We start from the raw sequence: 25370 nt of genomic DNA on the forward strand, positions 1-25370 counted from the left end.
TGGCCTGTGGCCACCGCCCGGCCGTTCAGCGCGCCATGGTCTCCACCAGCACGCTCCCCGACGACCGCGCGACGATGAACGACTCACCCTTCACGGCCTTCGAATCCAGTGCGATGCGGTGGCGGCCGGCCGGCAGAGTGCCGTCGAAGATCTCCTGTGTGCGGGGGCGGTACAGCCGGTCCAGCCGGTACGCGGTCAGCCGCACCCGGCAGGTGGAGGTGACCTCGACGCCCGCCGCGCCGTCGGCGGCGACCAGCCGGACCAGACGGCGCCGTTCCGGCGGGCTGCGGTCCAGGGCGTTCTCGATCTGGGCCACCAGCAGGGGGATGATCGGGGCGAGCCCGTCGACGTACGCGACGTCGACCCCGGCACGCTCGAAGGACCGTCGTACGGCGGTGCGCCGCTCCTCGTCCACCGCCCGCCCGAAGGCGACCGCGCCGTAGGCGCGCAGCTCGTCGGCGGGCACCGCGGCGGCGTCCTGGGTGATGTCCGCGCCGATGCCGATGGTGCGCAGCGCGGCGGCGAGCCGGGCGAGCACGGCGACACGGGCGCCGATCAGGAGCACACGCCGGCTCGCGGACTCGTCGGGGGTCTCGGTGAGCAGGGAGCCCAGGGCGTCGCGGTAGGCGTCGCCGCGGAACCGGAACGGCCCTATGCCGTGGTAGCCGTTCAGCTCCAGGTCGGCCTCCTCCCGCGTCTGCCAGGCGAAGTCGCGCCAGACGTAGTCGTCGCCGTCCCGCTCGATGACCGCGGTGACCGCTCCGCAGGCGAGGTCCTCGCACTCGGGGCAGCCGTATATGACGTACCGGCCGCCGGTCAGCGGGGCGTCGGACTCCAGCAGCAGGCCGCGCACCTGCGCGGTGAAGATGGCGGGCGGGACGTCGGAGGCGAGCGGGGAGACGGCGTCTAGGTCGGAGAGCCGGAACAGCAGCGGGCGCCCGTCGACGATGAAGTCCACGAAGTCCCGGTGCACTTGGTAGTCACCGTTGGCGAGGACGCCGCCGGCGCGTATGGCCGGTGCCAGGCCGAAGGTCGCGTACTCGGGATGCTCGGCAGACATGGTGTGAGTATCCCCAGAGCGGGACCGATGTGAGCACGGCATGACATATTCCGCTACCGTCGCCGGGTGACGGGACGGGCGAGCGGTGATGTGATCGTGGTCGGGGGCGGGGTCATCGGACTGACGACGGCCCTGGTCCTCGCGGAGGACGGACGGCGGGTGCGGGTGTGGACGCGGGAGCCCGCGGAGCGGACCACCTCGGCCGTCGCCGGCGGACTGTGGTGGCCGTACCGGATCGAACCGGAGGCGCGCGTCGGTGCCTGGGCGCTGGAATCGCTCGCCGAGTACGAGCGGCTGGCGGCGCGGCCGGACGAGACGGGCGTACGGATGGTCGAGGGGGTACACGGCGAGACGCGGCTGGACGGGCTGGGCGCGTGGGCGGCGCGGGTGCCCGGGCTGCGGGCGGCGACCTCCGCGGAGTACGCGGGCGCCGGCCTGTGGGCGCGGCTGCCGCTGATCGACATGCCGGCGCATCTGCGGTGGCTGCGGGAGCGGCTGGCCGCAGCGGGCGGGGTGGTGGAGCAGCGGGCCGTGACGGACCTCGCCGAAGCCGTCGCCGCCGCGCCGGTGGTGGTGAACTGCACCGGTCTCGGTGCCCGGGAACTGGTCCCCGATCCGTCCGTACGGCCTGTGCGGGGGCAGCTGGTCGTGGTGGAGAACCCGGGCGTCACCACCTGGCTGACGTCGGTGGACCATGCGTCGGCGGCCAGTACGTATCTGCTGCCGCAGCCGGGCGGGCTGATCCTCGGCGGGACGGCCGAGGAGGACGACTGGTCCACGGTGCCCGATCCGGCCACGGCCGAGGCGATCGTGCGGCGCTGCGCCGCGATGCGTCCGGAGGTCGCGGGGGCGCGGGTGCTGGACCACCGCGTGGGACTGCGGCCGTCCCGCGCCGCCGTGCGCCTGGAGCGTGCGTCCCTGCCGGGCGGACGGGTGCTGGTGCACAACTACGGTCACGGCGGCGCGGGCGTCACCGTCGCCCGGGGCTGCGCCCGGGAGGTGGCGCGGCTGGCGGCCGGACGGGAAGCCGCCCCGTGAGCGGGGCGACCGCGGGCTCTGGTGCCCCGGCTGCGCCGCGGGCGCTGATCCCGGAACCGCCCCTTCAGCGGCGACCGCCGGTCAGTGCTCGTCCCACGGTGATGGCGGAGCGGCTGACAGCCGGGCCGGGGGCGTTCGTGGAAGGGCCGGCAGCGGGCACCGCTGCCCGCTGCCGGCCCTTCGGCGTTGAGCACCCGCCGGTCAGTGGTGCTTGCCGATCGGGTCGCCCTCCGTCTCCGTGCCCGGTCCGGGCCCGATACGGATCTCGAAGTCGCCGTCGTACCTCTTGTGGCCCTCGATGACGGCCTGTTCGACGGCCTCGCCGGCCATCTCCTCGCGCACGATGATCGGGTCCTTGCGCAGGTCGCGCATGAGGGCGACGCACATGCCGGTCATCACCAGCACGAACGGCGCCGCCGCGAGGATCGTGAGGTTCTGCAGACCGGTGAGCGCGTCGCCCTCGCCGCTGCCGACGAGCAGCATGACGGCGGCGACGGCGCCGGTGACCATGCCCCAGAACACGACGACGAACCGGCCGGGCTCGAGCGCGCCCTGCTGCGAGAGGGTGCCCATCACGATGGACGCGGCGTCGGCTCCGGAGACGAAGAAGATGCCGACCAGGATCATCACCAGCAGGCTGGTGACCGTGGCGGCGGGGTAGTCCCGCAGCACGGCGAAGAGCTGTCCCTCGGGCGTGGACTCGTCGCCGAGCTGCCGCCGCTCCTGCATCTTCATGGCCGTACCGCCGAAGATCGCGAACCAGATCAGGGTGACCGTGCTCGGGACGAGGATGACGCCGCCGACGAACTGGCGGATCGTGCGGCCGCGGCTGATGCGGGCGATGAACATGCCGACGAACGGCGTCCAGGAGATCCACCACGCCCAGTAGAAGACCGTCCAGCTGCCCAGCCAGTCGGCGACGCCGTCGCCGCCGGACGCCTCGGTGCGGCCGGCGAGCCGGGGCAGTTCGCCGAAGTAGGCGAAGACCGACGTGGGCAGCAGGTCGAGGACGATGATCGTCGGCCCGACGACGAACACGAACACGGCGAGAATCACCGCCAGCACCATGTTCGTGTTGGACAGCCACTGGATACCCCGCTCCACGCCGGACACCGCCGAGGCGACGAAGGCCAGGGTGAGGACGGCGATGATGACGACGAGCAGCCCGGTGCTCACGTCGTCCATCCACTCCAGTTCCCGCACGCCGGAGCCGATCTGCAGGGCGCCGAGGCCGAGGGATGCGGCGGAACCGAAGACGGTGGCGACGATCGCGAGGATGTCGATGACCCGGCCGACCGTGCCGTTCGCGTGCTTCTCGCCGATCAGCGGCGTGAACACGGCACTGATGGTCTGGCGGCGGCGCTTGCGGAACGTGCTGTACGCGATGCCGAGGCCGACCACCGCGTAGATCGCCCACGGGTGCAGTGTCCAGTGGAACAGGGTGGTCGCCATCGCCGTCTCCATGCGCTCCCCGGAGTTGGCGGGGCTGGTGCCCGGCGGCGGTTGGACGTAGTGGGAGAGCGGCTCGCTGACGCCGTAGAACATCAGGCCGATGCCCATGCCGGCGCTGAACATCATCGCCACCCAGGAGACCGTGCGGAACTCCGGCCCCTCGCCCTCCCGGCCCAGATGGATCCGGCCATAGCGGCTGATCGCGAGCCAGAGGGCGAACACCACGAAGGCGGACGCGGCCAGCATGAACGCCCAGCCGCCGTTGTGCATGAGCCCGCCGAGCATCGCGCCCGACGCACTCTGCAGCGAGTCGGTCGCGATGGCGCCCCACAGCACGAAGGCCAAGGTGAGCACGGCTGTCACGCCGAAGACGATGCGGTCCGTCTCCGGCCGTCCGCCACCGCGGAGGCCCGCTTCCGAACCCGGAAACGCGCCTCCTTCGTGATAACTGGGTGTCCGATGCTGATCACGCGTCACAGGCAGAGCCATTCCCCGATGGCTGGAACGGAGCTACTCCTTCCCCCGATCGGCCCTGCCACCTGTGAGGCTCGACGCAACCGTCTGCGATCCGTATCCGTCACTCAGCAGTCGGGGTCGGGTGCCCCGGCGGTCAGCCGGTACGGCGCCCGCTCGTCGAGCAGCAGGGGCACCAAAGCGCGCAGCGGCTGGCGCAGCGGTACCAGAACACCGGCGCCGTGGTCCCCGTGGTCCCCGGAGGCGGCGTGCCGTACGCGCACCCCGTGCAGGGCGAGCTCGTCCTTGACCTCCCCGTACTGTTCACCGGTGAGCCGGTAGCCGCAGGGCGGGTCCTCGATCACCTCGGTGGGTTCGGCGGGGTCGTTGTCCGCGCCGCCTATGTACACCGGGCCGGTGTCCCGCAGACCGGCGCGCCGGGCGCCCGCGGTCGCCGCGTCGACCTGCCGTCCGCGCTCGCCCGCGAAGGCGAACAGACCCTTCAGCGCGGCGAGCTGTGAGGACACCCGGCGGCGGTTGTTGACGGATTCGGCCACCTGGGTCAGCGGCTCGACCCGGCTCTCGATGAGCAGTCCGACCGCGTGCTTGACGCCGGACGTGTTGCGCAGGATGCGCTCCTGGCCGTCGCCCGCGACCTGCCGGACCGGTTCGCCGGTGACGGGGTCGGTCCAGATGCCGTACGTCCCGGTCGTGTACCCGGCGACCTCGGCGGCGGGGCGCACGTAGGACCGCGACAGGGTCCGCGCCTCGTCGTGGACGGCCGTGCCGGTGTTGAGGTTGCGCGGCCAGAGGTCGAACAGGTCCTTGTCGTAGTAGCCGGGTGTGCCTCCGTACTCGTGCAGGTCATAGACGACGTCCGGGGCCCGGTCGCGGACGACGGCGGCCAGGGCGCGTGCCTCGGCCGTCCGGAGCGCCAGGTGGTCGCGGTTGACGTCGACGCCGTCACTGTTGCCGCGGGTGTCGGCGGCCCGGCCGTCGGGGTTGGCGGTGGGCACGACGAGCACGGTGGTGCCGTCCAGGAACCTCCTGGTGCGCCTGTCCTTCGCGTACGCGAGATCGCGGACCGTGGTGAGGCAGGCCTCCCGGCCGGACGGCTCGTCGCCGTGCTGGCTGCACACGAGGAGCACGGTGCGGGTCGTGGGGCGTGCGCCGCCGATCCGGACGAGCTGGAGGGGGCGGTCCTGGTCGGTGGTGCCGATGCGGCTGACCGACACGCGGTCGCTCGCGCGGTCCACCGCGGCGAGGAACGTCCACTCCTCCGGCTGGCTGGTCCAGCGCGCACCGTTCGTACGTTCGAATCCGGTGCGCGGTGGGACGCCGCCGTCCCGGGCGTGCGCCGGTGCGGACATCAGGCCGGCGGCGGTGACGGCGAGGGCGGCGGTGGCCGCCGTGGCGAGCGATCTCCAGGTTCTCCGGCTCTCCCGGGTCGTGCGGCGCCTGCGGCGCGCTGGTGTCGGTGTCGGCATGGGCGGACGGTACAGCGGTCAACCGCGGCGCAGAAGAGGGCCGTTCGAGACAGACGGGGCAGATGGACAGAAGGGATAGAGGGGGCAGAGGGAGTGGGCGAGGGTGTCAGGGGTTCCGGTCTCAGGAGCGGGGTTCCGCCCGGGACGTGATCCGTTCGCCCACCACGCGGCTCGCGAGGTCCGAGGCGAGTTCCGAGACGTACATGCGCAGCTCGGCCTCGGCGGCGGCGTGCTCGGCCGCTGTCCGGGCGCGTTCCCCGGCGAGGAGGGCGTCGCACTCGCGCCGACCGTCCGCCCGTGCGGCCGCGACCAGCCCGCTGCCCTGCTCCCGCGCCTGCTGCCGGGTGCGGGCGGCGTCATGGCGTGCCTCGGCGAGCACGGACGCGGTCTCTGCCCGCTTCTCCTCCGCCTCCGCCAGCACCGCCTCGGCCCGCCGCCGGGCACCCTCGGTCGCCTCCTCGCGCTCGGCGAGCACGCGGTTGATCCGGGGCAGCAGCCGGGAGACGACGTGATAGGCGAGCGCGAACAGCGCCAAGGCGATGACCAGGTGCTCGACCCTCGGGTTCAGTGGACCGATGGGGTAGGGCAGAAGATCCATACTCGTGGCCTACCCGTTCAGGCACACGAGGCATCGCACATACGCGCCAAGTTTGGCCGGCAATCGACCGTCACAGTCCACCGAAGGCCCGTCGACGGCCGGCCGTCCGGCCGTCGACCATCCCCTCAGCCTTCTCAGTCTCCTCAGTCCCGGTGGTCGTACACCGTCACGGATATCCCGCGCCGTATCAGCCGGTCCATGACGAGCGGCTCGATCCGTGGCCACTTCCCGCCCGCGAGACCGCAGCCGATCCGGGGCATGTGCACGGACGCGCCGAGCGCGAGCGCCTCGTCGGCGAGCCGGCCGAGCGCAGTGTCGATCGCCTCGTAGCGGACCGGCACTCCCTTGCTGCCCGTCTTCGTGCCCCGCTGGCCGATCATGTTGGCCACCCACACGTACCGTTCGACCTGGACGAGCTGGAGCGCGCCGAGCCCGAAGTCGTTCGCCGCGCGGTCGCGGTGCCAGGCCCGGTACGCCGCCTCCGGTTCCGGCCAGTGGCGTGACAGCGCCAGGACGAAGCCCTTCCCCCAGCCCCCGATGTCGTTGCAGACATGGGCGATCACCTTGACGCCCTTCCCCGACGGCAGGGCGGCGTCACCCCGGACATACGCGATCTCCGACATGACGCCACCGTAGGGGCAGCCACTGACAGTGGCCGTGACCTGCTACTTCGTGAGCTTCGCCGACTGTCCGGACGGGTTCTCGGCCGCGTTGCGGCCGACCCGGCGGCGGATCCCGAACCAGCCGACGACCAGCAGGACCGCGATCAGCGGGATCAGCAGCAGCGTGCGACGGCCGACCTCGGGGTCGTTCCACATCAGGCCCAGCACGGCCAGCAGGAAGGCGATCGTGGCGATCTCGGTGACCGGGCTGCCGGGCAGCCGGAAGGACGGTCGCTCGACCAGGCCCGCCTTGGCACGGCGGACGAAGATCAGGTGGCAGATCATGATGATCACCCAGGTGCTGACGATACCGAGGGACGCCACGTTGAGGACGATCTCGAAGGCCTGGGAGGGCATGAGGAAGTTGAGGCCCACGCCGAGCACGCACACCCCGCAGGTGAGCAGGATGCCGCCGTACGGGACCTGGCTGCGGTTCATCCGCGCGGTGAACCTCGGCGCGGAACCCGCCATGGCCATGGAGCGCAGGATGCGGCCCGTGGAGTACAGGCCCGAGTTGAGCGAGGACATCGCGGCGGTGAGGACGACGAGGTTCATCACGTCGCCCGCCGCCGGGACGCCGATCCGGGAGAGGACCGTGACGAAGGGGCTCTCGTCCGCCGAGTAGACCGAGCCGGGCAGCAGCAGGGCCAGCAGGACGACCGAGCCGACGTAGAACAGGCCCACGCGCCACATGATCGAGTTAACCGCGCGCGGGACGACCTTCTCGGGCTCGGCGGTCTCGCCCGCGGTGACGCCGACCAGTTCCAGGGCGGCGTACGCGAAGATCACGCCCTGCATCACGATGACGACGGGCATGACGCCGTGCGGGAGGATCCCGCCGTTGTCCGTGATCACGCTCAGGCCGGGCGTCTGGCCGCCGACGTCGTGCTGGGTGGCCAGCAGGAAGATGCCGACCAGCATGAACGCGACCAGCGTGGCGACCTTGATGATCGCGAACCAGAACTCCATCTCGCCGAAGATCTTGACGGAGACCAGGTTGACGGCCAGGACGACCGCGAGGGCGATCAGCGCCAGCACCCACTGGGGGATGTCGGTGAAGAAGCTCCAGTAGTGCGTGTACAGCGCGATCGCGGTGATGTCGGCGATGCCGGTCGTGGACCAGTTGAGGAAGTACATCCACCCGGCGACGTACGCGCCCTTCTCACCGAGGAACTCGCGCGCGTACGACACGAAGGAGCCGGAGGAGGGCCGGTAGAGGACCAGCTCGCCGAGGGCCCTGACCACGAAGAAGGCGAAGACGCCGCAGACCAGGTAGGCGAGGGCGAGCGCGGGGCCCGCGCTGTGCAGGCGCCCGCCGGCGCCCAGGAAGAGGCCGGTGCCGATCGCTCCCCCGATGGCGATCATGTTGATGTGGCGGGCCTTGAGGTCCTTGCTGTAACCGGCGTCGCCCGCGTCAGCGGGCCCGTGGGCCGCGTCGGTGCGGGCTGCGGCCGGTGCCGTGGAGACGGCGTCCTTGCTCACGGGTGGATCCAAACTCTGATGCCCCCGGGCGGGTCGCGCCCGGGTGTCGTGTTGTGCCTGGTCGGCGCTCGAGTGTAGGCACAGACCAAGGGGCCACGTTCCCCCGGGGACCGCCCCGCGCGCGGTAACGGATCTCACAGAGCGGCTCATCTCACATGGTCAGCGGGGGTGAGCACCATGGTCCCGGGGACCCGCACCATGGTCACCGGGTCGTGGACAACGGGTTTCACACCATTGGTGAGACAGCGATACTGCTGTACATGACGACCCAGGCCGAAGGGCCCACCCTCACCGTCGACGAACTGGCCGCGCGGGCGGGCGTCACGGTGCGCACGGTCCGCTTCTACAGCACCCGGGGGCTGCTGCCGCCGCCGGTGATCGGCCCGCGCCGGGTGGGGCACTACGGCCTGGAGCACCTGGCCCGGCTGGAGCTGATCGACGCGTTGCAGCGCCAGGGCATGACGCTGGCGGCCATAGACCGCTACCTCCAGCAGCTGCCGCCGGACCTGAGCGCCCACGACCTCGCCCTCCACCGCGCGGTGGTGGCCTCCTGGGCACCGGACACCGTGGAGACCCTGACCCGGGACGAGCTGGACCGGCTGGCGGGCCGGGCGCTGAGCGAGGAGGACGTGGCCCGGCTGGGGGCGATGAACGTGGTCGCGCCCGCGGACGACGGCTCCCTCCAGGTCGACACCGGCCTCCTCAGGCTCGGGGTCCAGCTCCTCGACGTACCGCTGTCCCACGAGACGGTCCTCGCGGCCCGCACCGTCCTCCTCGACCACTCCCGCGCGGCGGCCCATGCCCTGTCGCGGCTGCTGCGCGACGCTGTGGCCGAACGCGATCCGCAGGCGGTGAAGTCCCTGTCGGCGCACATGCAGCCGCTGGTCGTACAGGCGCTGCTGACGACGTTCCAGCGGTCGCTGCGGGAGGAGCTCCGGGAGTGGCTGAAGGAGACCTGAGCCGGCCGCGCGGCCGGAGACCTCACCCGGGACCTCGTCCAGGGCCTATCCGGGCACCGGGCCGCCCGCCACGTTGAGCGTCTGCCCGGTCACGGTGCCGCTGCCCTCGTCCACCACGTACATCAGCGTCGACACCAGGTCGGCGGGCTCCTGGACGGCCGGCGCGGCGTGCGGCGTGCGGGGGGCGATCGCGTTGACGGTGATGCCGTACGGGCCGAGGGCCGAGGCCAGCACCCGGGTGAAGCCGATCAGGGCCGCCTTCGAGGTGACGTACGGCACCATCGTCGGCGGGGCGGACAGGACGGCCGACGAGGCGATGTTCACGATGCGGCCCCAGCCCGCCGCCTTCAGGTACGGCAGCACGGCACGGGTCAGCAGGTACGGCGCCTCCAGGTTGAACCGCATCACATGGCGCCACTCCTCGGGCGTGATGTCCTCGAAATCCGCCTCGGGCACCGTCTCCGCGTTGTTGACCAGCACGTGCAGCGTGCCGAACCGGTCGATGACCTGTTCCAGCGCCTGGCGGAGCTGCTGTTCGTCGGTGACGTCGGGGACGACCAGCTCCACATAGTCGAGAATCTTCCCGGCCGTCTCGGGCTGCGGCTGGAGGTCCAGTCCCGCGACCCGGTAGCCGCGCCCCGCGAGCGCGACGGCGAACTGCTGCCCGAGGCCCTGGGCCGCTCCGGTCACCAGGGCTGTGCGCGTCTCCATGGGCCGAGTCTTGGTGAGCCGCCGGGCGGCGGCAAGGGCGCGTTCCACTCGTCCGGAACGGGCCCTTGCCGCGCGCTCGGCCCGGCTGGGGCGGCGGCTCAGCCGCGCCTCAGCCGTCGCTGAAGGTCTCGCCCCGCTCGGCCTTCTCCACCAGCAGCGCCGGCGGCTGGAAACGGTCCCCGTAGCGTTCGGCGAGCTCCCGCGCGCGGGCTACGAAGCCGGGCAGCCCGCCCTCGTAGCCGTTGACGTACTGGAGCACGCCGCCGGTCCAGCCGGGGAAGCCGATGCCGAGGATGGAGCCGATGTTGGCGTCGGCTACGGAGGTCAGCACGCCTTCCTCCAGCAGCCGGACGGTGTCCAGCGCCTCGGAGAACAGCATGCGCTCCTGCATGTCCTCGAACGGGATCCGCTTGCCGGGCTCGGTGAAGTGCTCGCGCAGGCCGGGCCAGAGGCTGCCCCGCTTGCCGTCCTCGCCGTACTCGTAGAAGCCGGCGCCGCCGCTGCGGCCGGTGCGCCCGAACTCGTCGACCATGCGGTCGATGACCGCCTCGGCAGGGTGCGGGGTCCAGGTGCCGCCCGCCTCCTCGACGGCCCGCTTCGTCTCCTGGCGGATCTTCCGCGGCAGGGTGAGGGTCAGCTCGTCCATCAGGGAGAGCACCTTGGCGGGGTAGCCCGCCTGGCCCGCGGCCTGCTCGACGGAGGCGGGCTCGATGCCCTCGCCGACCATGGCGACGCCCTCGTTGATGAAGTGGCCGATGACGCGGGAGGTGAAGAAGCCGCGGCTGTCGTTGACGACGATCGGCGTCTTGTTGATCTGCCGGACCAGGTCGAAGGCGCGGGCCAGGGCCTCGTCACCGGTGCGCCGCCCCTTGATGATCTCGACGAGCGGCATCTTGTCGACCGGCGAGAAGAAGTGCAGCCCGATGAAGTCGGTCTGCCGCTCCACGCCCTCGGCGAGCTCGCTGATGGGCAGGGTGGAGGTGTTGGAGCAGAGCAGCGCGTCCGGGGCGACGACGTTCTCGATCTCCTGGAACACCTTGTGCTTGAGCGTGGCGTCCTCGAAGACCGCCTCGATCACCGCGTCACAGCCCGCCACGTCGGCGGCCTCGGCGGTGGGCGTGATGCGGGCGAGCAGCGCGTCGGCCTTCTCCTTGGTCGTACGGCCCCTGCCGACGGCCTTGGCGCACAGCTTCTCGGAGTAGCCCTTGCCCTTGAGCGCGGCCTCCAGGGACACGTCCTTCAGGACGACCTCGATGCCCGCGCGGGCGCACGAGTAGGCGATGCCCGCGCCCATCATCCCGGCGCCGAGCACGGCGACCTTGCGGACCTTGCGGGGCTCGACGCCCTTGGGGCGGTTGGCGCCGGAGTTGACGGCCTGGAGGTCGAAGAAGAACGCCTGGATCATGTTCTTCGCGGTCTGCCCGGTGAGCAGCTCGGTGAAGTAGCGCGCCTCGATGACCTGGGCCGTCGCGAAGTCGACCTGGGAGCCCTCCACGGCGGCCGCCATGATGGCGCGGGGCGCCGGGTAGGGGGCGCCGTTGAGCTGCTTGCGCAGGTTGGCGGGGAAGGCGGGCAGGTTCGCCGCGAACTTCGGGTTCGCCGGGGTGCCGCCGGGGATCCGGTAGCCGGGCCGGTCCCAGGGCTGCTGCGACTCGGGGTTCGCCTCGATGAAGGCGCGGGCCTTGGCCAGCATCTCCTCCGGCGTGGCGGCGAGCTCGTGGACGAGGCCGTTGTCCAGGGCGCGCTGCGGGTTGTACTGGGTGCCCTGGAGGAGCACCTTGAGCAGGGCGTCGGTGATGCCCATGAGGCGTACGGTGCGGGTGACGCCGCCGCCCGCCGGGAGCAGGCCCAGGGTGACCTCGGGGAGGCCGATCTTGGAGCCGGGCGCGTCGAGGGCGACGCGGTGGTGGCTGGCGAGGGCGATCTCGTAGCCGCCGCCGAGGGCCGCGCCGTTGATGGCCGCGACGACCGGCTTGCCGAGGGTCTCGATACGGCGCAGGGAGTCCTTGATCTCCATGCCGGTGTCGAACGCGTCCTGCGCGTTCTCGGGACCGACCTTGATCATGTCCTTGAGGTCGCCGCCCGCGAAGAACGTCTTCTTGGCGGAGGCGTAGATGATCCCGCGGATGGAGTCCTTCTCGGCCTCCGCGCGGTCGGCGACCGCCTTGATGGAGGCCCGGAAGGCCTGGTTCATCGTGTTGGCGGACTGGTTGGGGTCGTCCAGGACGAGGGTGACGACACCGGTGTCGTCCTGTTCCCAGCGGATGGTGGTGGGCTCGGTCATGACGTGGGTCTCCGGTCTGCGTGAGAAGTCTCGTGGGCCGCTCGTGGTCCGCTGGGGTTACAGGCGCTCGACGATCGTGGCGATGCCCATGCCGCCGCCCACGCACAGCGTGGCCAGCCCGTACCGCTTGTCCTGGCGCTCGAGCTCGTCGACGAGCGTGCCGAGGATCATGGCCCCGGTCGCGCCCAGGGGGTGGCCGAGCGCGATGGCGCCGCCGTTGACGTTGACCTTGTCCAGGGAGAGCCCCATGTCCTTCACGAAGCGGAGCACGACCGCCGCGAAGGCCTCGTTGATCTCGACCAGGTCGATGTCGTCGATGGTCAGCCCGGCCTTCGCCAGGGCCTTGCGGGTGGCGGGTGCGGGACCGGTGAGCATGATGGTGGGCTCGGAGCCGGAGACGGCCGCGGAGACGATCCGCGCGCGCGGGGTGAGCCCGTAGCGCTCGCCGACCTCCTTGGAGCCGATGGCGACCAGGGCCGCGCCGTCCACGATGCCGGAGGAGTTGCCCGCGTGGTGGACGTGGTCGATCTTCTCGACCCAGTGGTACTTCTGCAGCGCCACGGCGTCGAAGCCGCCGAGGTCGCCGATGTCCGCGAAGGACGGCTTGAGCTTCGCGAGGGAGTCGGCGGTGGTGCCGGGCCGGATGTGCTCGTCGTGGTCGAGGACGACGAGCCCGCTGCGGTCGGTGACCGGGACGACGGAGCGCTCGAACCGGCCGTCCTTCCAGGCGGTGGCCGCCCGCTCCTGGGACAGCGCCGCGTACTCGTCGACGTCGCGCCGCGAGAAGCCCTCGATGGTGGCGATGAGGTCGGCGCCGATGCCCTGCGGTACGAAGTTGGTGGCCAGGTTGGTCATCGGGTCGGCGAACCAGGCGCCGCCGTCGGAGGCCATCGGCACGCGCGACATCGACTCGACGCCGCCCGCGAGCACCAGATCCTCCCAGCCGGAACGGACCTTCGCCGCCGCCATGTTGACGGCTTCGAGGCCTGATGCGCAGAAGCGGTTCTCCTGGACGCCGGCGACCGTGTCGGGCAGTCCGGCGGCGATCGCGGCGATGCGGGCGATGTCGGAGCCCTGGTCGCCGACGGGGCCGACGACACCGAGCACGATGTCGTCGATCGCGGCGGGATCGAGGCCGGGGAAGCGGCGCCTGACCTCGTGGATCAGTCCGGTCACCAGGTCGATGGGCTTGGTGCCGTGCAGGGCGCCGTTCGCCTTGCCGCGCCCGCGCGGGGTGCGGATCGCGTCGTACACGTACGCTTCGGTGCTCACGGGTGTGGCCTTTCGGGTGGCGGGAGGGTGGGCCGTTCGGAGGTGTCGGAAAGGGCGGCGGGACCGGTCATCGGCCGTCCTTCAGCAGACGGGGTATGCCCCAGTCGCGGGCCACGTCCGCGGTGCCGTCGCCCGGCCGGGCGGGGCCACCGCGTACGGAGGCGGGGGTGGCGGAGAAACGGGGCGCGGGCGCGGGCTGGGTGATGCCGTCCGCCTCGGTGAACGTGCCGCGTGCGGCGAGGTGCGGGTGGTGCGGTGCCTCGCGCAGCGACAGCACGGGCGCCACGCACGCGTCGGAGCTCGCGAAGACGGCCGTCCACTCGTCGCGCGTACGGGTTCTGAAGCGGGCCGCGACCGTCTCGCGCAGCTCGTCCCAGCGCGCCAGGTCCCAGCGGTCCGGCAGCTGGTCCGCGATGCCGAGCAGTGCGGTGAACTCGTCGTAGAACTGCTGCTCCAGGGCGCCCACCGCCATGTACCGGCCGTCGGCGGTCTCGTACGTCCCGTAGAAGGGGCAGCCGCCGTCGAGGAGGTTGGCGCCGCGCCGGTCCTGCCAGCTCCCGGCGGCGAGCATGCCGTGGATCATCGTGGCGAGGTGCGCGGCGCCGTCCACGATGGCCGCGTCCACGACCTGTCCGGTGCCGGTCGCGCGCGCGTGGTGCAGGGCGGCGAGGACACCGACGACGAGGTAGAGGGAGCCGCCCGCGTAGTCGCCCAGGAGGTTGGCCGGGACGGCGGGCGGCTCGTCCGGATCGCCGATCATCCCGAGGACGCCGGTCGGCGCGAGGTAGGCGATGTCGTGCCCCGCGCGCGGGGCGAGCGGGCCCTGCTGTCCCCAGCCGGTCATCCGGCCGTAGACGAGCCGGGGATTGCGGGCGTGGCAGGCCTCCGGGCCGATCCCGAGGCGTTCGGCGACGGCCGGGCGGTAGCCCTCGATGAGAATGTCCGCGCGTTCGGCGAGGTCGAGCACGGTGTCCGGGCCGTCCTCGGCCTTGAGGTCGACGATCACCGAGCGTTTGTTGCGGTTGGTGACGTCGTACGCGGGGTCGATGCCGAGCGCCGTGCCGCCGGGGCGGTCCACCCGCACCACGTCGGCGCCGAGGTCGCCCAGCAGCATCGCCGCGAACGGCCCCGGGCCGATGCCGGCGAGTTCGACCACGCGCACGCCGCCGAGCGGGCCGCGCCCGGGCGTCCCTGCCACTGTCATCGCACCCCCTGCGATGTGACACTCCTGATGTAACACCAACGATGCTAAGAACGGGTTCCACTCGGCACAAGACCTGAACGAGCAAGCGCTTAGCCACGGTACCCCGGTGGCGGACGAGTCCCTCCGGGGCGCGCCCCCGGCCGGAACAGGGATGACGCGAGCGTCCCGCCGGCCCGGGCGCTCGTCCCGCACGCTAGCCTCGGCCACCCACAACGGCGCGGGCTAGGAGTGTCATGAGCATGCACGACGGAGCGGAGCGGGCCGACCTGCCGGCGGACCGGGCACACCGGCCTGACCGGGCACACCGGCCTGACCGGGCACACCGGCCGGACCGCGCGTACGACATCGTGCTCTTCGGTGCCACGGGATTCGTCGGCGAGCTCACGGCGGAGTACCTCGCCGCGCACGCGCCGCAGGACCTGCGGTGGGCGGTCGCGGGCCGCAGCGAGCGGAAGCTGAAGCGGCTGCGCGAGCGGCTGCCCGGCGGCGAGGGCGTCGGGGTGCTGACCGCGGACGCCGCCGATCCCGGCTCGGTGCGCGAACTCGCCCGCAGTACGCGCGTGCTGGCCACGACGGTCGGCCCGTACCTGACGTACGGCGGGGACCTCGTGGCCGCGTGCGCCGACGCCGGCACCGACTACCTGGACCTCACCGGCGAGCCGGAGTTCGTGGACCTGACGTACGTACGGCACGACGCACGCGCGCGGGAGACCGGGGCCCGGCTGGTGCACTCCTGCGGCTTCGACTCCGTCCCGCACGACCTGGGTGTGTACTTCACCGTGCGGCAGCTCCCGAAGGGGGTGCCGGTCACCGTGGACGGGTTCGTGCGGACCGGCGCGATGTTCTCGGGCGGTACGTTCGCCTCCGCGCTCACCCAGTTCTCGCGCGGGCGGCAGTTGCTGGCCGCGGCGCGGGACCGGCGGCGGCACGAGCCGCGGACGCCGGGGCGGCGGGTCCGTGCGGCACTGGGTGCGCCCCGGTTCGCGGGCGAGGTCGGCGCGTGGGCGCTTCCGCTGCCCACGATCGACGGGCAGGTGGTGGAGCGGTCGGCACGGGCGCTGCGGCGGTACGGGCCGGACTTCCGCTACCGCCACTACGCGGCCGTCGAGAGCCTGCCGTACGCGGTGGGCGGGACCGCCGCCGTGGGCGGGGTGGTCGCGGCCGCCCAACTGCCGCCCGCTCGGCGCTGGTTGTCGTCGCGGCTGAAGCCCGGTGACGGGCCGAGCGCGGAGCGGCGGGAGCGGAGCTGGTTCTCGGTGCGCTTCGTGGGCGAGGGCGGCGGGCACCGCGTGCTCACGGAGGTGTCGGGCGGTGATCCCGGTTACGGCGAGACGGCGAAGATGCTGGCCGAGTCGGCGCTGTGCCTGGCCCTCGACGGCCTTCCGCACACGGCGGGACAGGTCACGACGGCGGTCGCGATGGGCGACGCCCTGATCGGGCGGCTGCGCGCGGCGGGGATCGGGTTCCGGGTGGCCGCCTCACGGTGAGACGCCGCGCGGTCGGCGGGTGGGTCCGGTAATGACCGACTTCCTGGGGCAGGGTCCTTACCCGGCCCACCCGCTGACCGTGTAGACCATCCCGGCGACCCAGGCGAGGCCGGCGAGCACGGCGAGGACCAGCCCCGCCGTCACGGCCCGCCCGGCGGGCTGGACGGAACTGGCGGCGGGCTTCCGGGCGCGGCGTGTCGTCATGGGAACCAGCGTGCCCACCAGGGCGCCGTGCTCACATCCGTAGAGGTACTCAGACCGGGTACTCAGACGCGGCCTCTGACCGCACCCCGATCTCAGGCACCGGGCAACCCCCGTGCCCCGCCTCACACTTGAGCCTCCTTGAGTGCCCGCCGGCACAGCGCGTCCGCGCGACGGGTGGACTCCGGAAGCCGGTAACCGGACGTGAGCGCGAGGGTGTGCGCGCACGCGTTGTCGATGCTCACCCGGTGGCCGACGGACACGTACACCGGCTTGACGCCGTCCCGGGTGCGCAGCGCGCGGCCCACTTCCTCGGTGCCCGCGAGGAGCGGGGAGCTGCTCCCGCGCGCGGGACCCGGATCGTCGTGGGTGAAGGTGAAGGGGTTCTTGGCGACCCCGATGGCGGGGAGCCCGGTGAGGACGCCGAGATGGCTGGCGAGACCGAAGCGGCGCGGGTGGGCGAGCCCGTACCCGTCGCACACGACGAGCCCCGGGGCACAGGGCAGCGCCTCCAGGGCGGCGAGGACGGTGGGGATCTCCCGGAAGGCGAGCAGTCCGGGCACATACGGGAAGGAGACGCGGCCGACGGCCGTGGCCTCGGCGACCGTGCCGAGGGTCGCCGCGTCCAGGACCACGGCCGCCGCCACGACGATGTCCCGCGCGTCGTCGTAGGCGACGTCCACACCGGTCACGTGCCCGGTGCCGGGCGGCGGGCCGGTCTCGTCGAGGACCACCCCGCCGCGCAGCTCGTCCTGCACGGCCAGGGCCTGTTCTTCGGTCGCGGGCCAGCCCGCGGGGATCCGCACGGTCGTCATGGTGGTGCCGAGCCTACGGTCCCCGGGGCCGGGCGCCCGTGCCGGGCCCCGGCGCTGTTCGCCCAGGTCTCGGAACCAGGGCTTGCAACCACCAGGGCGTGGAATCAGGGCCTGGAAAGAAGGTCTGCCTGGCATATCAGGGTCTGGCCTGGCCTATCAGAGTTCGGTCTGGAATACATGGCTTGGACCCAAGGCTTCGGCCGGGGCCGGCGGCCCTACTTGCCCAGGGCCTTCTGCAGGTCGCTCTTGTTCATGTCCGACCGGCCGCGGATGTTCCGGCGCTTGGCCTCCTCGTACAGCTGGTCGTACGTCGGTCCCTGGGAGCCCTGGCCCGAGCGCCGGCCGCCGCGCTCGCCGGAGGACATGTCCTTGGTGGAGGTGCGGCTGGCCGTCTTGGACTCGCCGGACCGGGCCCGTTCCTTGTTGACGGTCCGGGCGGCGATCTCCTCGGCGCGCTGGGTGCTCTCGCCCCGGTCCTGGGCGCTCTTCTTGATGTGCTCGTACTGCCGTTCCCTCTTGGGGCTGGAACCGCGTGGCATGATCGCTCCTTTCCTTCTGCGAATCGGGTACCCCCTTCGCGGCCGTTGCACATCCCTCTCCTGGTCACCTTGCGCCCGATGGCGCAGCCCTGCGCCGCCGATGGCGCAGCCCCGCCCACCGCCCGTCCCGTGCGCCTCTCACAACCCGATGTCCCCGCAGCCCTCATGGCACTCGCCGCCCTTCCGCTCCCTCAGCGGCGTCCAGTTGGCCTGCGGCGGGAACCGTGGACCGCGCGCGCGTGTCCTCCCGGATGTCCAGGAAGAGCGGGACCGGAAATGGATCGCCACAGTGAATGGATTCGGTGACAGAGGTCACTCGATCCCCCAGTGCACGGAGTGACTCGTTCCATCGTCTCTTCAAGTGCCCGGCCGATGTTCGTCAGGTCCGTCAGGTCTGTTAAGTCGTCACGAGGGAGCAAGGCGTTGTCCACCGTCATCGAGCAGCCCGTCGAGGCCCGCCTCGTCGCCGCCGCACCGCGGATGCAGAGCATTCCCGCCACCCTCCACTACGACCGGCGCGACCCCTTCGCGGTCCGCATGACCTTCCCCGCCCCCGCCACGCTGGAGGGCGTCGAGGTCTCGTGGACGTTCGCCCGGGACCTGTTCGTGACCGGCCTGGAGGAGCGGGCCGGCCACGGCGACGTGAGGGTGCGGCCCTATGGGTACGAGCGTCTGGTCCTGGAGTTCCACGCCCCGGAGGGGACGGCCGTGATCCACGTCCGCGCGGACGAGGTACGGCGTTTCCTGGACCGTACGACCGAGGAGGTCCCCCTCGGCCGTGAGTACCTCCAGGTCGACCTCGACCACGACCTCGCGGAGCTGATGCGGGACGCCGCCTGAGCGACACCGCCTCGACATCGCCGGACACCCGGGGCACGGTCACCGGACTCAGGTGACCGCCGTGACCGTGACCACCGCGAACAGCGCCGTGCGCACCTCCCCGAGCACCTTCCGCAGGGCGGGGGCCGCGGCGCCGCTGCGTCCGGTCAGCGCCTCGACACGGGCCCTGTGCGCCTCACGCTCGCGGCCCGCGGCGAGGGCGACCAGGGCCGCGTCCCGCTCGGAGACCCCGTCCACCGAGAGCGGCCCCTGAAGGATCCGCCGGGCCTCCTGTCCCTGCGGGCCCGCTCCACCCTCCTGGGCCGGTGGCCATGGGCCATGGGCCACGTTAATTCGTTGACAGCCCGCGGAGCGCCCTCGTACCGTTCTTGACGGTCCTGTTGCCGTCGATTGGAGAAGGACGTTGCTCGTCTGAGGTCCTGAGACACCGCGTGAACACACCGTCGTGTGTGTGCGCAGCGTGCGACCTCGGCGTACGAGCCGTTCCTCCGGCGCGGGGCTTCCTTCTCGGCGTTCCTCCCTTCGCTCCCGCCTCATTCCGTCGCTCCGTCGCTCCGCGGTGTCTCTCACGCGTCTGCCCCTGACCGCACCAAGCAACCGTGAGGCCGCCATGTCAACATCCATCACCTGTACCTCCCTCTCCTTCGCCTGGCCCGACGGCACTCCCGTCTTCGACGACCTGCAGATCGCGTTCGGCCCCGGCCGGACCGGGCTCGTCGGCGTCAACGGATCGGGCAAGTCGACCCTGCTGAAGCTGATCGCCGGGGAGATCGTCCCGGCCGACGGCACGGTCCGCGTGGCGGGCGAGGTCGGCTACCTCCCGCAGAACGTGACGCTCGACACCGGCCTGCGGGTCGACGAGGCGCTCGGCATCGCGGGCGTCCGCGCCGCGCTGCACGCCATCGAGGCGGGCGACGTGGCCGAGGAGCACTTCACGGCCGTCGGCGACGACTGGGACGTCGAGGAGCGCGCCCGCGCGACCCTCGGCGAACTCGGGCTCGGCCACATCGACCTGGACCGCACCATCGGCGAGGTGTCGGGCGGCGAGTCGGTGCTGCTGCGGCTGGCCGCGCTGCTGCTGCGCCGGCCGGACGTGCTCCTGCTGGACGAGCCGACCAACAACCTCGACCTGTACGCGCGCCGCCGGCTGTACGACGCCGTCGCGTCCTGGTCCGGGGTGATGGTCGTCGTCAGCCACGACCGGGAACTGCTTGAGCTGGTCGACCAGATCGCGGACCTCCACTCCGGTGAGGTCACCTGGTACGGCGGCAATTACTCCGCGTACGAGGAGGCCCTCGCCACCGAGCAGGAGGCCGCCGAGCGGATGGTGCGCGTCGCCGAGGCCGACCTGAAGAAACAGAAGCGCGAACTGGTCGACGCACAGGTGAAGCTCGCCCGCCGCAGGAAGTACGGGCAGAAGATGTACGAGCAGAAACGCGAACCGAAGATCGTCATGGGGGCGCGCAAGCGCGCGGCCCAGGAGTCCGCGGGCAAGCACCGCATCCTGCACGAGGAGCGGCTCGCCGAGGCGAAGGAACGCCTCGACGATGCGGTGGAGGCCGTACGGGACGAGGACGAGATCCGCGTCGAGCTCCCGTACACCTCCGTACCGCCGGGCCGGAACGTCCTCACGATCCAGGACCTCCGGCTGCGGTACGGCGGCGAGGCCGGCGGCGTCCTCGATCTGCGCGGGCCGGAGCGGATCGCGCTGCTCGGCCGCAACGGCGCGGGCAAGACCACGCTGCTGCGCACCATCGCGGGCGAACTGGAGCCGGTGGCGGGCGAGGTGACGGCCCACGTGCCGCTGCGCTTCCTGCCGCAGCGGCTCGACGTGCTCGACGACGGGCTGACGGTCGCCGAGAATGTGGCCCGGTTCGCGCCGGGCGCCACCAACAACCGGGTCCGGGCGCGGCTGGCCCGCTTCCTGTTCAGGGGGGCGCGGGCCGACCAGCCGGCCGGGACGCTCTCCGGCGGGGAGCGTTTCCGGGCGGCGCTCGCCGCGCTGATGCTGGCGGAGCCCGCACCGCAGCTGCTGATGCTCGACGAGCCGACGAACAACCTCGACATGGCGAGCGTGCGGCAGCTCACCACGGCCCTGGAGTCGTACGAGGGAGCGCTGATCGTGGCCAGCCACGACCTGCCGTTCCTGGACTCCATCGGCATCACCCGGCGGCTGCTGCTGGAGGACGGGAAGCTGAGGGAAATCACGACAGAGGCTGTCGGGTATCCCTTCTAGCGTCGGGTGCATGAACCACGCCGACGTCAGTCACATCCGTATCTCAGGGGCCCGGGAGAACAACCTCAAGGACATCACCCTCCGTATCCCGAAAGGCCGGCTGACCGTGTTCACCGGCCTGTCGGGATCGGGGAAGTCCTCGGTCGTGTTCGACACGATCGCGGTGGAGTCGCAGCGCCAGCTGAACGAGTCGTTCACCTGGTTCATCCGCAACCGGCTGCCCAAGTACGAGCGGCCGCACGCGGAGGCCATCGAGGACCTCTCCCCCGCGATCGTCGTCGACCAGCGGCCGGTCGGGGGCCACTCCCGGTCCACGGTCGGCACGATGACGGACATCTGCTCCGTGATCCGCGTGCTGTTCTCCCGGCACGGCACGCCCAGCGCGGGCCCGGCGACCGCGTACTCGTTCAACGACCCGTCGGGGATGTGCCCGGACTGCGACGGGCTCGGGCGCTCGGTGCAGCCCGCCTGGGACCGGATCCTCGACGAGGACAGGTCCCTGGCGGGCGGCGCGGTCCGGTTCCCGCCGTTCGCCGCGGGCACCTGGCACGGGCAGACCTGGACGAACACTCCCGAGCTGGACCCGGACAAGCCGGTGCGGGACTTCACGGCGCGGGAGCGGCGTTTCCTGATGCGCGGCGCTCCCGGCAGCAAGGTGGAGGTGACGGGCTCCGGCGGCACCTGGAGCACCGACTACGAGGGGCTCGCCGACCGCTTCGAGCGCCTCTACCTCAAGCGGGACCTGTCGGGCATGAGCCAGAAGACACGCGACCTCGCGCAGCGCTTCCTCACCGAGGACACCTGCCCGGTCTGCGGGGGTGCCCGGCTGAACGCGGCGGCGCTGGCCACCCGCATCAACGGCCTGAGCATCGCCGACTGCACGCGCATGCAGGTCAGTGACCTCATCGGGATGCTGCGGCAGATCGACGACCCGGTGGCCGGCCCGATCGCGTCGGCCGCCGTCGCCGCGCTGGAGCGGATCGACGCCATCGGCCTCGGCTACCTCAGCCTCGACCGGGAGACGGCCACGCTGTCCGGCGGGGAGGGGCAGCGGCTGAAGACCGTACGGCACCTCGGGTCGAGTCTGACCGGGATGACGTACATCTTCGACGAGCCGAGCGTCGGGCTGCACCCGCGCGACGTGGGGCGCCTCGGTGATCTGCTGCTGCGGCTGCGGGACAAGGGGAACACCGTGCTGGTCGTCGAGCACGACCCGGACGTCATCGCGCTCGCCGACCACGTCGTCGACATGGGGCCGGGATCGGGAACGGGCGGCGGGCACGTCATCTTCGAGGGCACCCCGCGCGAGCTGGCGGCGGCCGACACCCCGACCGGGCGGTGCCTGCGGCGCCGTACGACCGTCAAGGAGCGGCCGCGGCGGGCGACGGGCGGGCTGTGGGTGAAGGGCGCGGACCGGCACAACCTGCGGGACGTGACCGTGGAGTTCCCCACCGGGGTCCTCACGGTGGTCACCGGGGTCGCCGGATCCGGCAAGAGCACCCTGGTCTCCGGCGCGTTCGTGGCGGCACACCCGGACGCCGTGGTCGTCGACCAGTCGTCGATCGGGATCTCGGCGCGGTCGACACCGGCGACGTACCTCGGCGTCATGGACACCGTACGGAAGATCTTCGCGCGCGAGACCGGCGCCGACGCGGGGCTGTTCAGCTTCAACTCGGCGGGTGCCTGCGGGACATGTCAGGGGCGCGGCATCATCTACACCGACCTGGCGTTCATGGACCCGGTGACGACGACCTGCGGGGACTGCGAGGGGCGGCGCTTCAAGGAGGAGGTGCTGCGGCTGACGGTGGGCGGCCGCTCCGTCGCGGACGTGCTGGACATGACGGCGGAGCAGGCACTGGACTTCTTCGCCGGCCGGGGCGACGGCCGAGACCATGAACAGGGCGTTGTCCAGAGCGTTGTCCAGGGAGACGACCGGGGCGTACGGCGCCGACTGGGGGCCCTGCGGGACGTGGGGCTGACGTATCTGACGCTGGGGCAGCCGCTGTCCACGCTCTCCGGCGGCGAGCGGCAGCGCATCAAGCTGGCCACCCGTCTGCACCGCACGGGCGTGGTGTACGTCCTGGACGAGCCGACGACCGGACTGCACATGGCGGACGTCGGCACGCTGCTCACCCTGCTCGACCGGCTCGTCGACGCGGGCAACACGGTCGTGGTCGTCGAGCACAACCTGGACGTCGTGGCGCACGCCGACTGGGTCGTCGACCTGGGTCCGGACGGCGGCCGGGACGGCGGCAGGGTGATCTTCGAGGGGACGCCGGGGCAACTGCTGGACGCACAGGGGTCGTTCACGGCGGAGCATCTGCGCCGGGTCGCCGGCTGAACGACCGGCGGCCCGCGGCGGCTCCCGCGGAGGTTCCTGGGTGGGTCCGTGCGCATCTGCGGGCGTTTTTGTCCCTGCGGACCCGGACTGCATGATGGGCCGGGATACCAACGGGCTTTCGAATACAAGGACGCCCGGAGCGAACACACCGCGAACACCAGGCGTACGCCACGAGAACGCCCGAGACGGAGATCCGCAGTGCCCAGCAAGAAGGCCCTCATCCGCCGCCCCAGCCCGCGTCTGAACGAGGGGCTGGTCACGCACGTCGAGCGCGGGGAGGTCGACGTCGATCTCGCGGTCGAGCAGTGGGAGGCGTACGCGGAGGCCCTGCGCGCACACGGCTGGGAGACCGTCGAGGTGGAACCCGCCGACGACTGCCCGGACTCGGTGTTCGTCGAGGACACGGTCGTGATGTTCCGCAACGTCGCCCTGATCACCCGGCCCGGCGCCGCCTCCCGCCGGGCCGAGACGGCCGGGGTCGAGGAGGCCGTGGCCGGGCTCGGCTGCTCGGTGAACTGGATCTGGGAACCGGGCACTCTGGACGGCGGCGACATCCTGAAGATCGGCGACACGGTGTACGCGGGCCGCGGCGGGCGCACCAACGCGGCCGGGATCCAGCAGCTGAGGGCGGCCTTCGAGCCGCTCGGGGCGCGGGTCGCGGCCGTACCGGTGAGCAAGGTGCTGCATCTGAAGTCCGCGGTGACCGCGCTGCCCGACGGCACGGTCGTCGGGCGCATCCCGCTCCTCGACGCCCCGTCACTGTTCCCGCGGTTCCTGCCCGTTCCGGAGGCGTCCGGGGCGCATGTGGTGCTGCTCGGCGGCGGCAAGCTGCTGATGGCCGCCAGCGCGCCCAGGACCGCCGAGCTGTTCGCGGACCTCGGGTACGAGCCCGTGGTGGTGGACATCAGCGAGTTCGAGAAGCTCGAGGGCTGCGTGACGTGTCTGTCGGTGCGGCTGCGGGAGCTGCACGCCTGATGGGGTGAACGCCCTCTCCGGACCCCACCCGTTCGGCCCCGGCGCCTTCGGGTCAGGGGCCTTTCACATGTCCGGATGAGCGTCCTGCGCATGCGGTGATCAGCGGTCTTTACGGCATGCTTAACCTACGGTCTCGTAACCTACGGTGTCGTAGGCTACGGTTTCGTAGGCTACGACACCGTAGGTTAGGGTCACCCGCTCGTGGCCACGCACGTCATCCCCGTCCCCATGGAGCAACTGTGTCGATCGCCTCTCCCTCTCTCGGCAGCTCGTCAGACTGGACCGACGCCCGCCTGCTGTACGCACTGGAGGAAGTGGTCGAGAAGGAACTGAACCGCCATCTGAAGGTCGCCAAGGACTGGATGCCGCACGAGTACGTCCCGTGGAGCGACGCCCGGAACTTCCCCGGCCTCTTCGAGGACGGCGACCCCTGGGAGAAGGAGCAGTCCAAGGTCACCGAGATCGGCCGCATAGCGCTGGTGGTGAACCTGCTGACCGAGGACAACCTGCCCAGCTACCACCACGAGATCGCCTCGCTCTTCGGCCGTGACGGCGCGTGGGGCACCTGGGTGCACCGCTGGACGGCCGAGGAGGGCCGCCACGGCATCGTGATGCGCGACTACCTGCTCGCCTCGCGCGCGGTGGACCCCGACAAGCTCGAGGCGTTCCGCATGGCGCACATGAGCGAGGGCTTCGAGTCGGACAACCGGCACTCGATGCTGCACTCCGTCGCGTACGTCGCCTTCCAGGAGCTGGCCACGCGCATCTCGCACCGCAACACCGGCCACCAGTCCGGCGACCCGGTCTGCGACCGCATGCTGGCGCGCATCGCGACCGACGAGAACCTGCACATGGTCTTCTACCGGAACCTGCTGCAGGCGGCGTTCGAGATCGCGCCCGACCTCACGATGCAGGCGGTCCGCGACGTCGTGGTGAACTTCCGCATGCCGGGCCACGGCATGCCCGGCTTCGAGCGCGCCGCCGCCCAGATGGCCATCGGCGGCGTGTACAACCTGCGCATCCACCACGACGACGTGCTCCAGCCGGTGCTGCGCTTCCTGAAGATCATGGAGATCGACGGGCTCGGCCCGGAGGGCCTGAAGGCACAGGAGGAGCTGGGTCTCTACATGGGCGGACTGGACGCGGAGGCCCGCAAGTTCGACGAGAAGCTGGAGGCGCGGCGGGCACGGATGGCGGCGCGGGCCGGCAAGTAGCCGGCGAAGCGGCAGACATCGGGGAAGCCTGCCGGAGACGCCTGCCGGAGACGCCTGCCG

At 71.7% G+C, this 25370-nt stretch carries 22 protein-coding genes; 8 read left to right on the plus strand and 14 right to left on the minus strand.

The annotated features are described in order from the left end of the window. Positions 1-25: 25 nt before the first annotated feature. Entirely contained in the window at positions 26-1060 is a 1035-nt protein-coding gene (locus IE242_RS33600) for an oxidoreductase (protein WP_189866205.1), read from the minus strand. Between the two features lie 66 nt (positions 1061-1126). On the opposite strand from IE242_RS33600, the gene IE242_RS33605 reads away from it, so the two are divergent. Further along, a complete protein-coding gene (locus IE242_RS33605) occupies positions 1127-2098 on the plus strand; it encodes an FAD-dependent oxidoreductase (RefSeq protein WP_189866207.1) in 972 nt (323 codons plus the stop codon). A gap of 201 nt (positions 2099-2299) precedes the next feature. Here the strand turns inward: IE242_RS33605 and IE242_RS33610 are convergent, their stop codons facing one another. The 5 genes from IE242_RS33610 to IE242_RS33630 all read right to left on the minus strand — a co-directional run bounded on the left by IE242_RS33610 (position 2300) and on the right by IE242_RS33630 (position 8232). Next, on the minus strand, positions 2300-4039 hold the full coding sequence (locus IE242_RS33610) for a BCCT family transporter (protein WP_189866209.1): 1740 nt from the start codon (positions 4037-4039) through the stop codon (positions 2300-2302). A 92-nt stretch (positions 4040-4131) separates the two neighbouring features. Next, positions 4132-5373 (minus strand): M14 family metallopeptidase, encoded by a 1242-nt coding sequence (locus IE242_RS33615; protein WP_229859795.1) that lies wholly within the window; start codon positions 5371-5373, stop codon positions 4132-4134. A gap of 238 nt (positions 5374-5611) precedes the next feature. Next, a complete protein-coding gene (locus IE242_RS33620) occupies positions 5612-6088 on the minus strand; it encodes a F0F1 ATP synthase subunit B family protein (RefSeq protein ID WP_189866213.1) in 477 nt (158 codons plus the stop codon). A gap of 143 nt (positions 6089-6231) precedes the next feature. Continuing rightward, on the minus strand, positions 6232-6711 hold the full coding sequence (locus IE242_RS33625) for a macro domain-containing protein (RefSeq protein ID WP_189866215.1): 480 nt from the start codon (positions 6709-6711) through the stop codon (positions 6232-6234). A gap of 42 nt (positions 6712-6753) precedes the next feature. Beyond that, positions 6754-8232 (minus strand): amino acid permease, encoded by a 1479-nt coding sequence (locus IE242_RS33630; RefSeq protein WP_189866217.1) that lies wholly within the window; start codon positions 8230-8232, stop codon positions 6754-6756. 260 nt (positions 8233-8492) lie between these two features. Between IE242_RS33630 and IE242_RS33635 the strand changes: the two genes are divergently transcribed. Then, a complete protein-coding gene (locus tag IE242_RS33635) occupies positions 8493-9191 on the plus strand; it encodes a MerR family transcriptional regulator (RefSeq protein ID WP_189866219.1) in 699 nt (232 codons plus the stop codon). A 45-nt stretch (positions 9192-9236) separates the two neighbouring features. Here the strand turns inward: IE242_RS33635 and IE242_RS33640 are convergent, their stop codons facing one another. The 4 genes from IE242_RS33640 to IE242_RS33655 all read right to left on the minus strand — a co-directional run bounded on the left by IE242_RS33640 (position 9237) and on the right by IE242_RS33655 (position 14662). Next, a complete protein-coding gene (locus IE242_RS33640; RefSeq protein WP_189866221.1) occupies positions 9237-9902 on the minus strand; it encodes an SDR family NAD(P)-dependent oxidoreductase in 666 nt (221 codons plus the stop codon). A gap of 109 nt (positions 9903-10011) precedes the next feature. Then, positions 10012-12186 (minus strand): 3-hydroxyacyl-CoA dehydrogenase NAD-binding domain-containing protein, encoded by a 2175-nt coding sequence (locus IE242_RS33645; protein WP_189866223.1) that lies wholly within the window; start codon positions 12184-12186, stop codon positions 10012-10014. 57 nt (positions 12187-12243) lie between these two features. After that, a complete protein-coding gene (locus tag IE242_RS33650; protein ID WP_189866225.1) occupies positions 12244-13458 on the minus strand; it encodes an acetyl-CoA C-acetyltransferase in 1215 nt (404 codons plus the stop codon). Between the two features lie 67 nt (positions 13459-13525). Beyond that, on the minus strand, positions 13526-14662 hold the full coding sequence (locus IE242_RS33655; protein WP_189866227.1) for a CaiB/BaiF CoA transferase family protein: 1137 nt from the start codon (positions 14660-14662) through the stop codon (positions 13526-13528). A gap of 233 nt (positions 14663-14895) precedes the next feature. On the opposite strand from IE242_RS33655, the gene IE242_RS33660 reads away from it, so the two are divergent. Next, positions 14896-16149, plus strand: a complete 1254-nt coding sequence (locus IE242_RS33660) for a saccharopine dehydrogenase family protein (protein WP_229859787.1) — start codon at positions 14896-14898, stop codon at positions 16147-16149. Positions 16150-16206: 57 nt separating this feature from the next. Here IE242_RS33660 and mmpA read toward each other — a convergent pair whose 3' ends face one another. The 3 genes from mmpA to IE242_RS33675 all read right to left on the minus strand — a co-directional run bounded on the left by mmpA (position 16207) and on the right by IE242_RS33675 (position 17704). Beyond that, the gene (gene mmpA, locus IE242_RS33665) at positions 16207-16353 is read right to left on the minus strand and encodes a morphogenic membrane protein MmpA (protein ID WP_189866230.1); all 147 of its coding nucleotides are present in this window, start codon (positions 16351-16353) and stop codon (positions 16207-16209) included. Between the two features lie 122 nt (positions 16354-16475). Then, positions 16476-17165, minus strand: a complete 690-nt coding sequence (locus IE242_RS33670; RefSeq protein WP_189866231.1) for an endonuclease V — start codon at positions 17163-17165, stop codon at positions 16476-16478. Positions 17166-17380: 215 nt separating this feature from the next. After that, positions 17381-17704 carry a plasmid stabilization protein gene (locus IE242_RS33675; protein ID WP_189866233.1) on the minus strand — a complete coding sequence of 108 codons (324 nt, stop codon included), beginning with the start codon at positions 17702-17704 and terminating at the stop codon, positions 17381-17383. A 423-nt stretch (positions 17705-18127) separates the two neighbouring features. Between IE242_RS33675 and ssgD the strand changes: the two genes are divergently transcribed. After that, entirely contained in the window at positions 18128-18544 is a 417-nt protein-coding gene (gene ssgD, locus IE242_RS33680) for a spore wall synthesis regulator SsgD (RefSeq protein WP_189866235.1), read from the plus strand. Positions 18545-18592: 48 nt separating this feature from the next. On the opposite strand, the gene IE242_RS33685 is transcribed toward ssgD, so the two are convergent. Further along, positions 18593-18781 carry a hypothetical protein gene (locus IE242_RS33685; protein WP_189866237.1) on the minus strand — a complete coding sequence of 63 codons (189 nt, stop codon included), beginning with the start codon at positions 18779-18781 and terminating at the stop codon, positions 18593-18595. Between the two features lie 373 nt (positions 18782-19154). Here IE242_RS33685 and IE242_RS33690 point away from each other — a divergent pair, with 373 nt between their 5' ends. From IE242_RS33690 to IE242_RS33705, 4 genes are all read left to right on the plus strand, one after another. Further along, on the plus strand, positions 19155-20780 hold the full coding sequence (locus tag IE242_RS33690; RefSeq protein WP_189866239.1) for an ABC-F family ATP-binding cassette domain-containing protein: 1626 nt from the start codon (positions 19155-19157) through the stop codon (positions 20778-20780). Positions 20781-20790: 10 nt separating this feature from the next. Then, positions 20791-23121 carry an ATP-binding cassette domain-containing protein gene (locus tag IE242_RS33695; protein ID WP_189866241.1) on the plus strand — a complete coding sequence of 777 codons (2331 nt, stop codon included), beginning with the start codon at positions 20791-20793 and terminating at the stop codon, positions 23119-23121. 198 nt (positions 23122-23319) lie between these two features. Beyond that, the gene (ddaH, locus tag IE242_RS33700) at positions 23320-24096 is read left to right on the plus strand and encodes a dimethylargininase (RefSeq protein ID WP_189866243.1); all 777 of its coding nucleotides are present in this window, start codon (positions 23320-23322) and stop codon (positions 24094-24096) included. A gap of 239 nt (positions 24097-24335) precedes the next feature. Further along, the gene (locus IE242_RS33705) at positions 24336-25310 is read left to right on the plus strand and encodes an acyl-ACP desaturase (protein WP_189866245.1); all 975 of its coding nucleotides are present in this window, start codon (positions 24336-24338) and stop codon (positions 25308-25310) included. The last annotated feature ends 60 nt before the right edge of the window (positions 25311-25370 follow it).

This window comes from Streptomyces poonensis (genome assembly GCF_014650915.1).
In the GTDB taxonomy this organism is placed as follows: Bacteria; Actinomycetota; Actinomycetes; order Streptomycetales; family Streptomycetaceae; genus Streptomyces; species Streptomyces poonensis.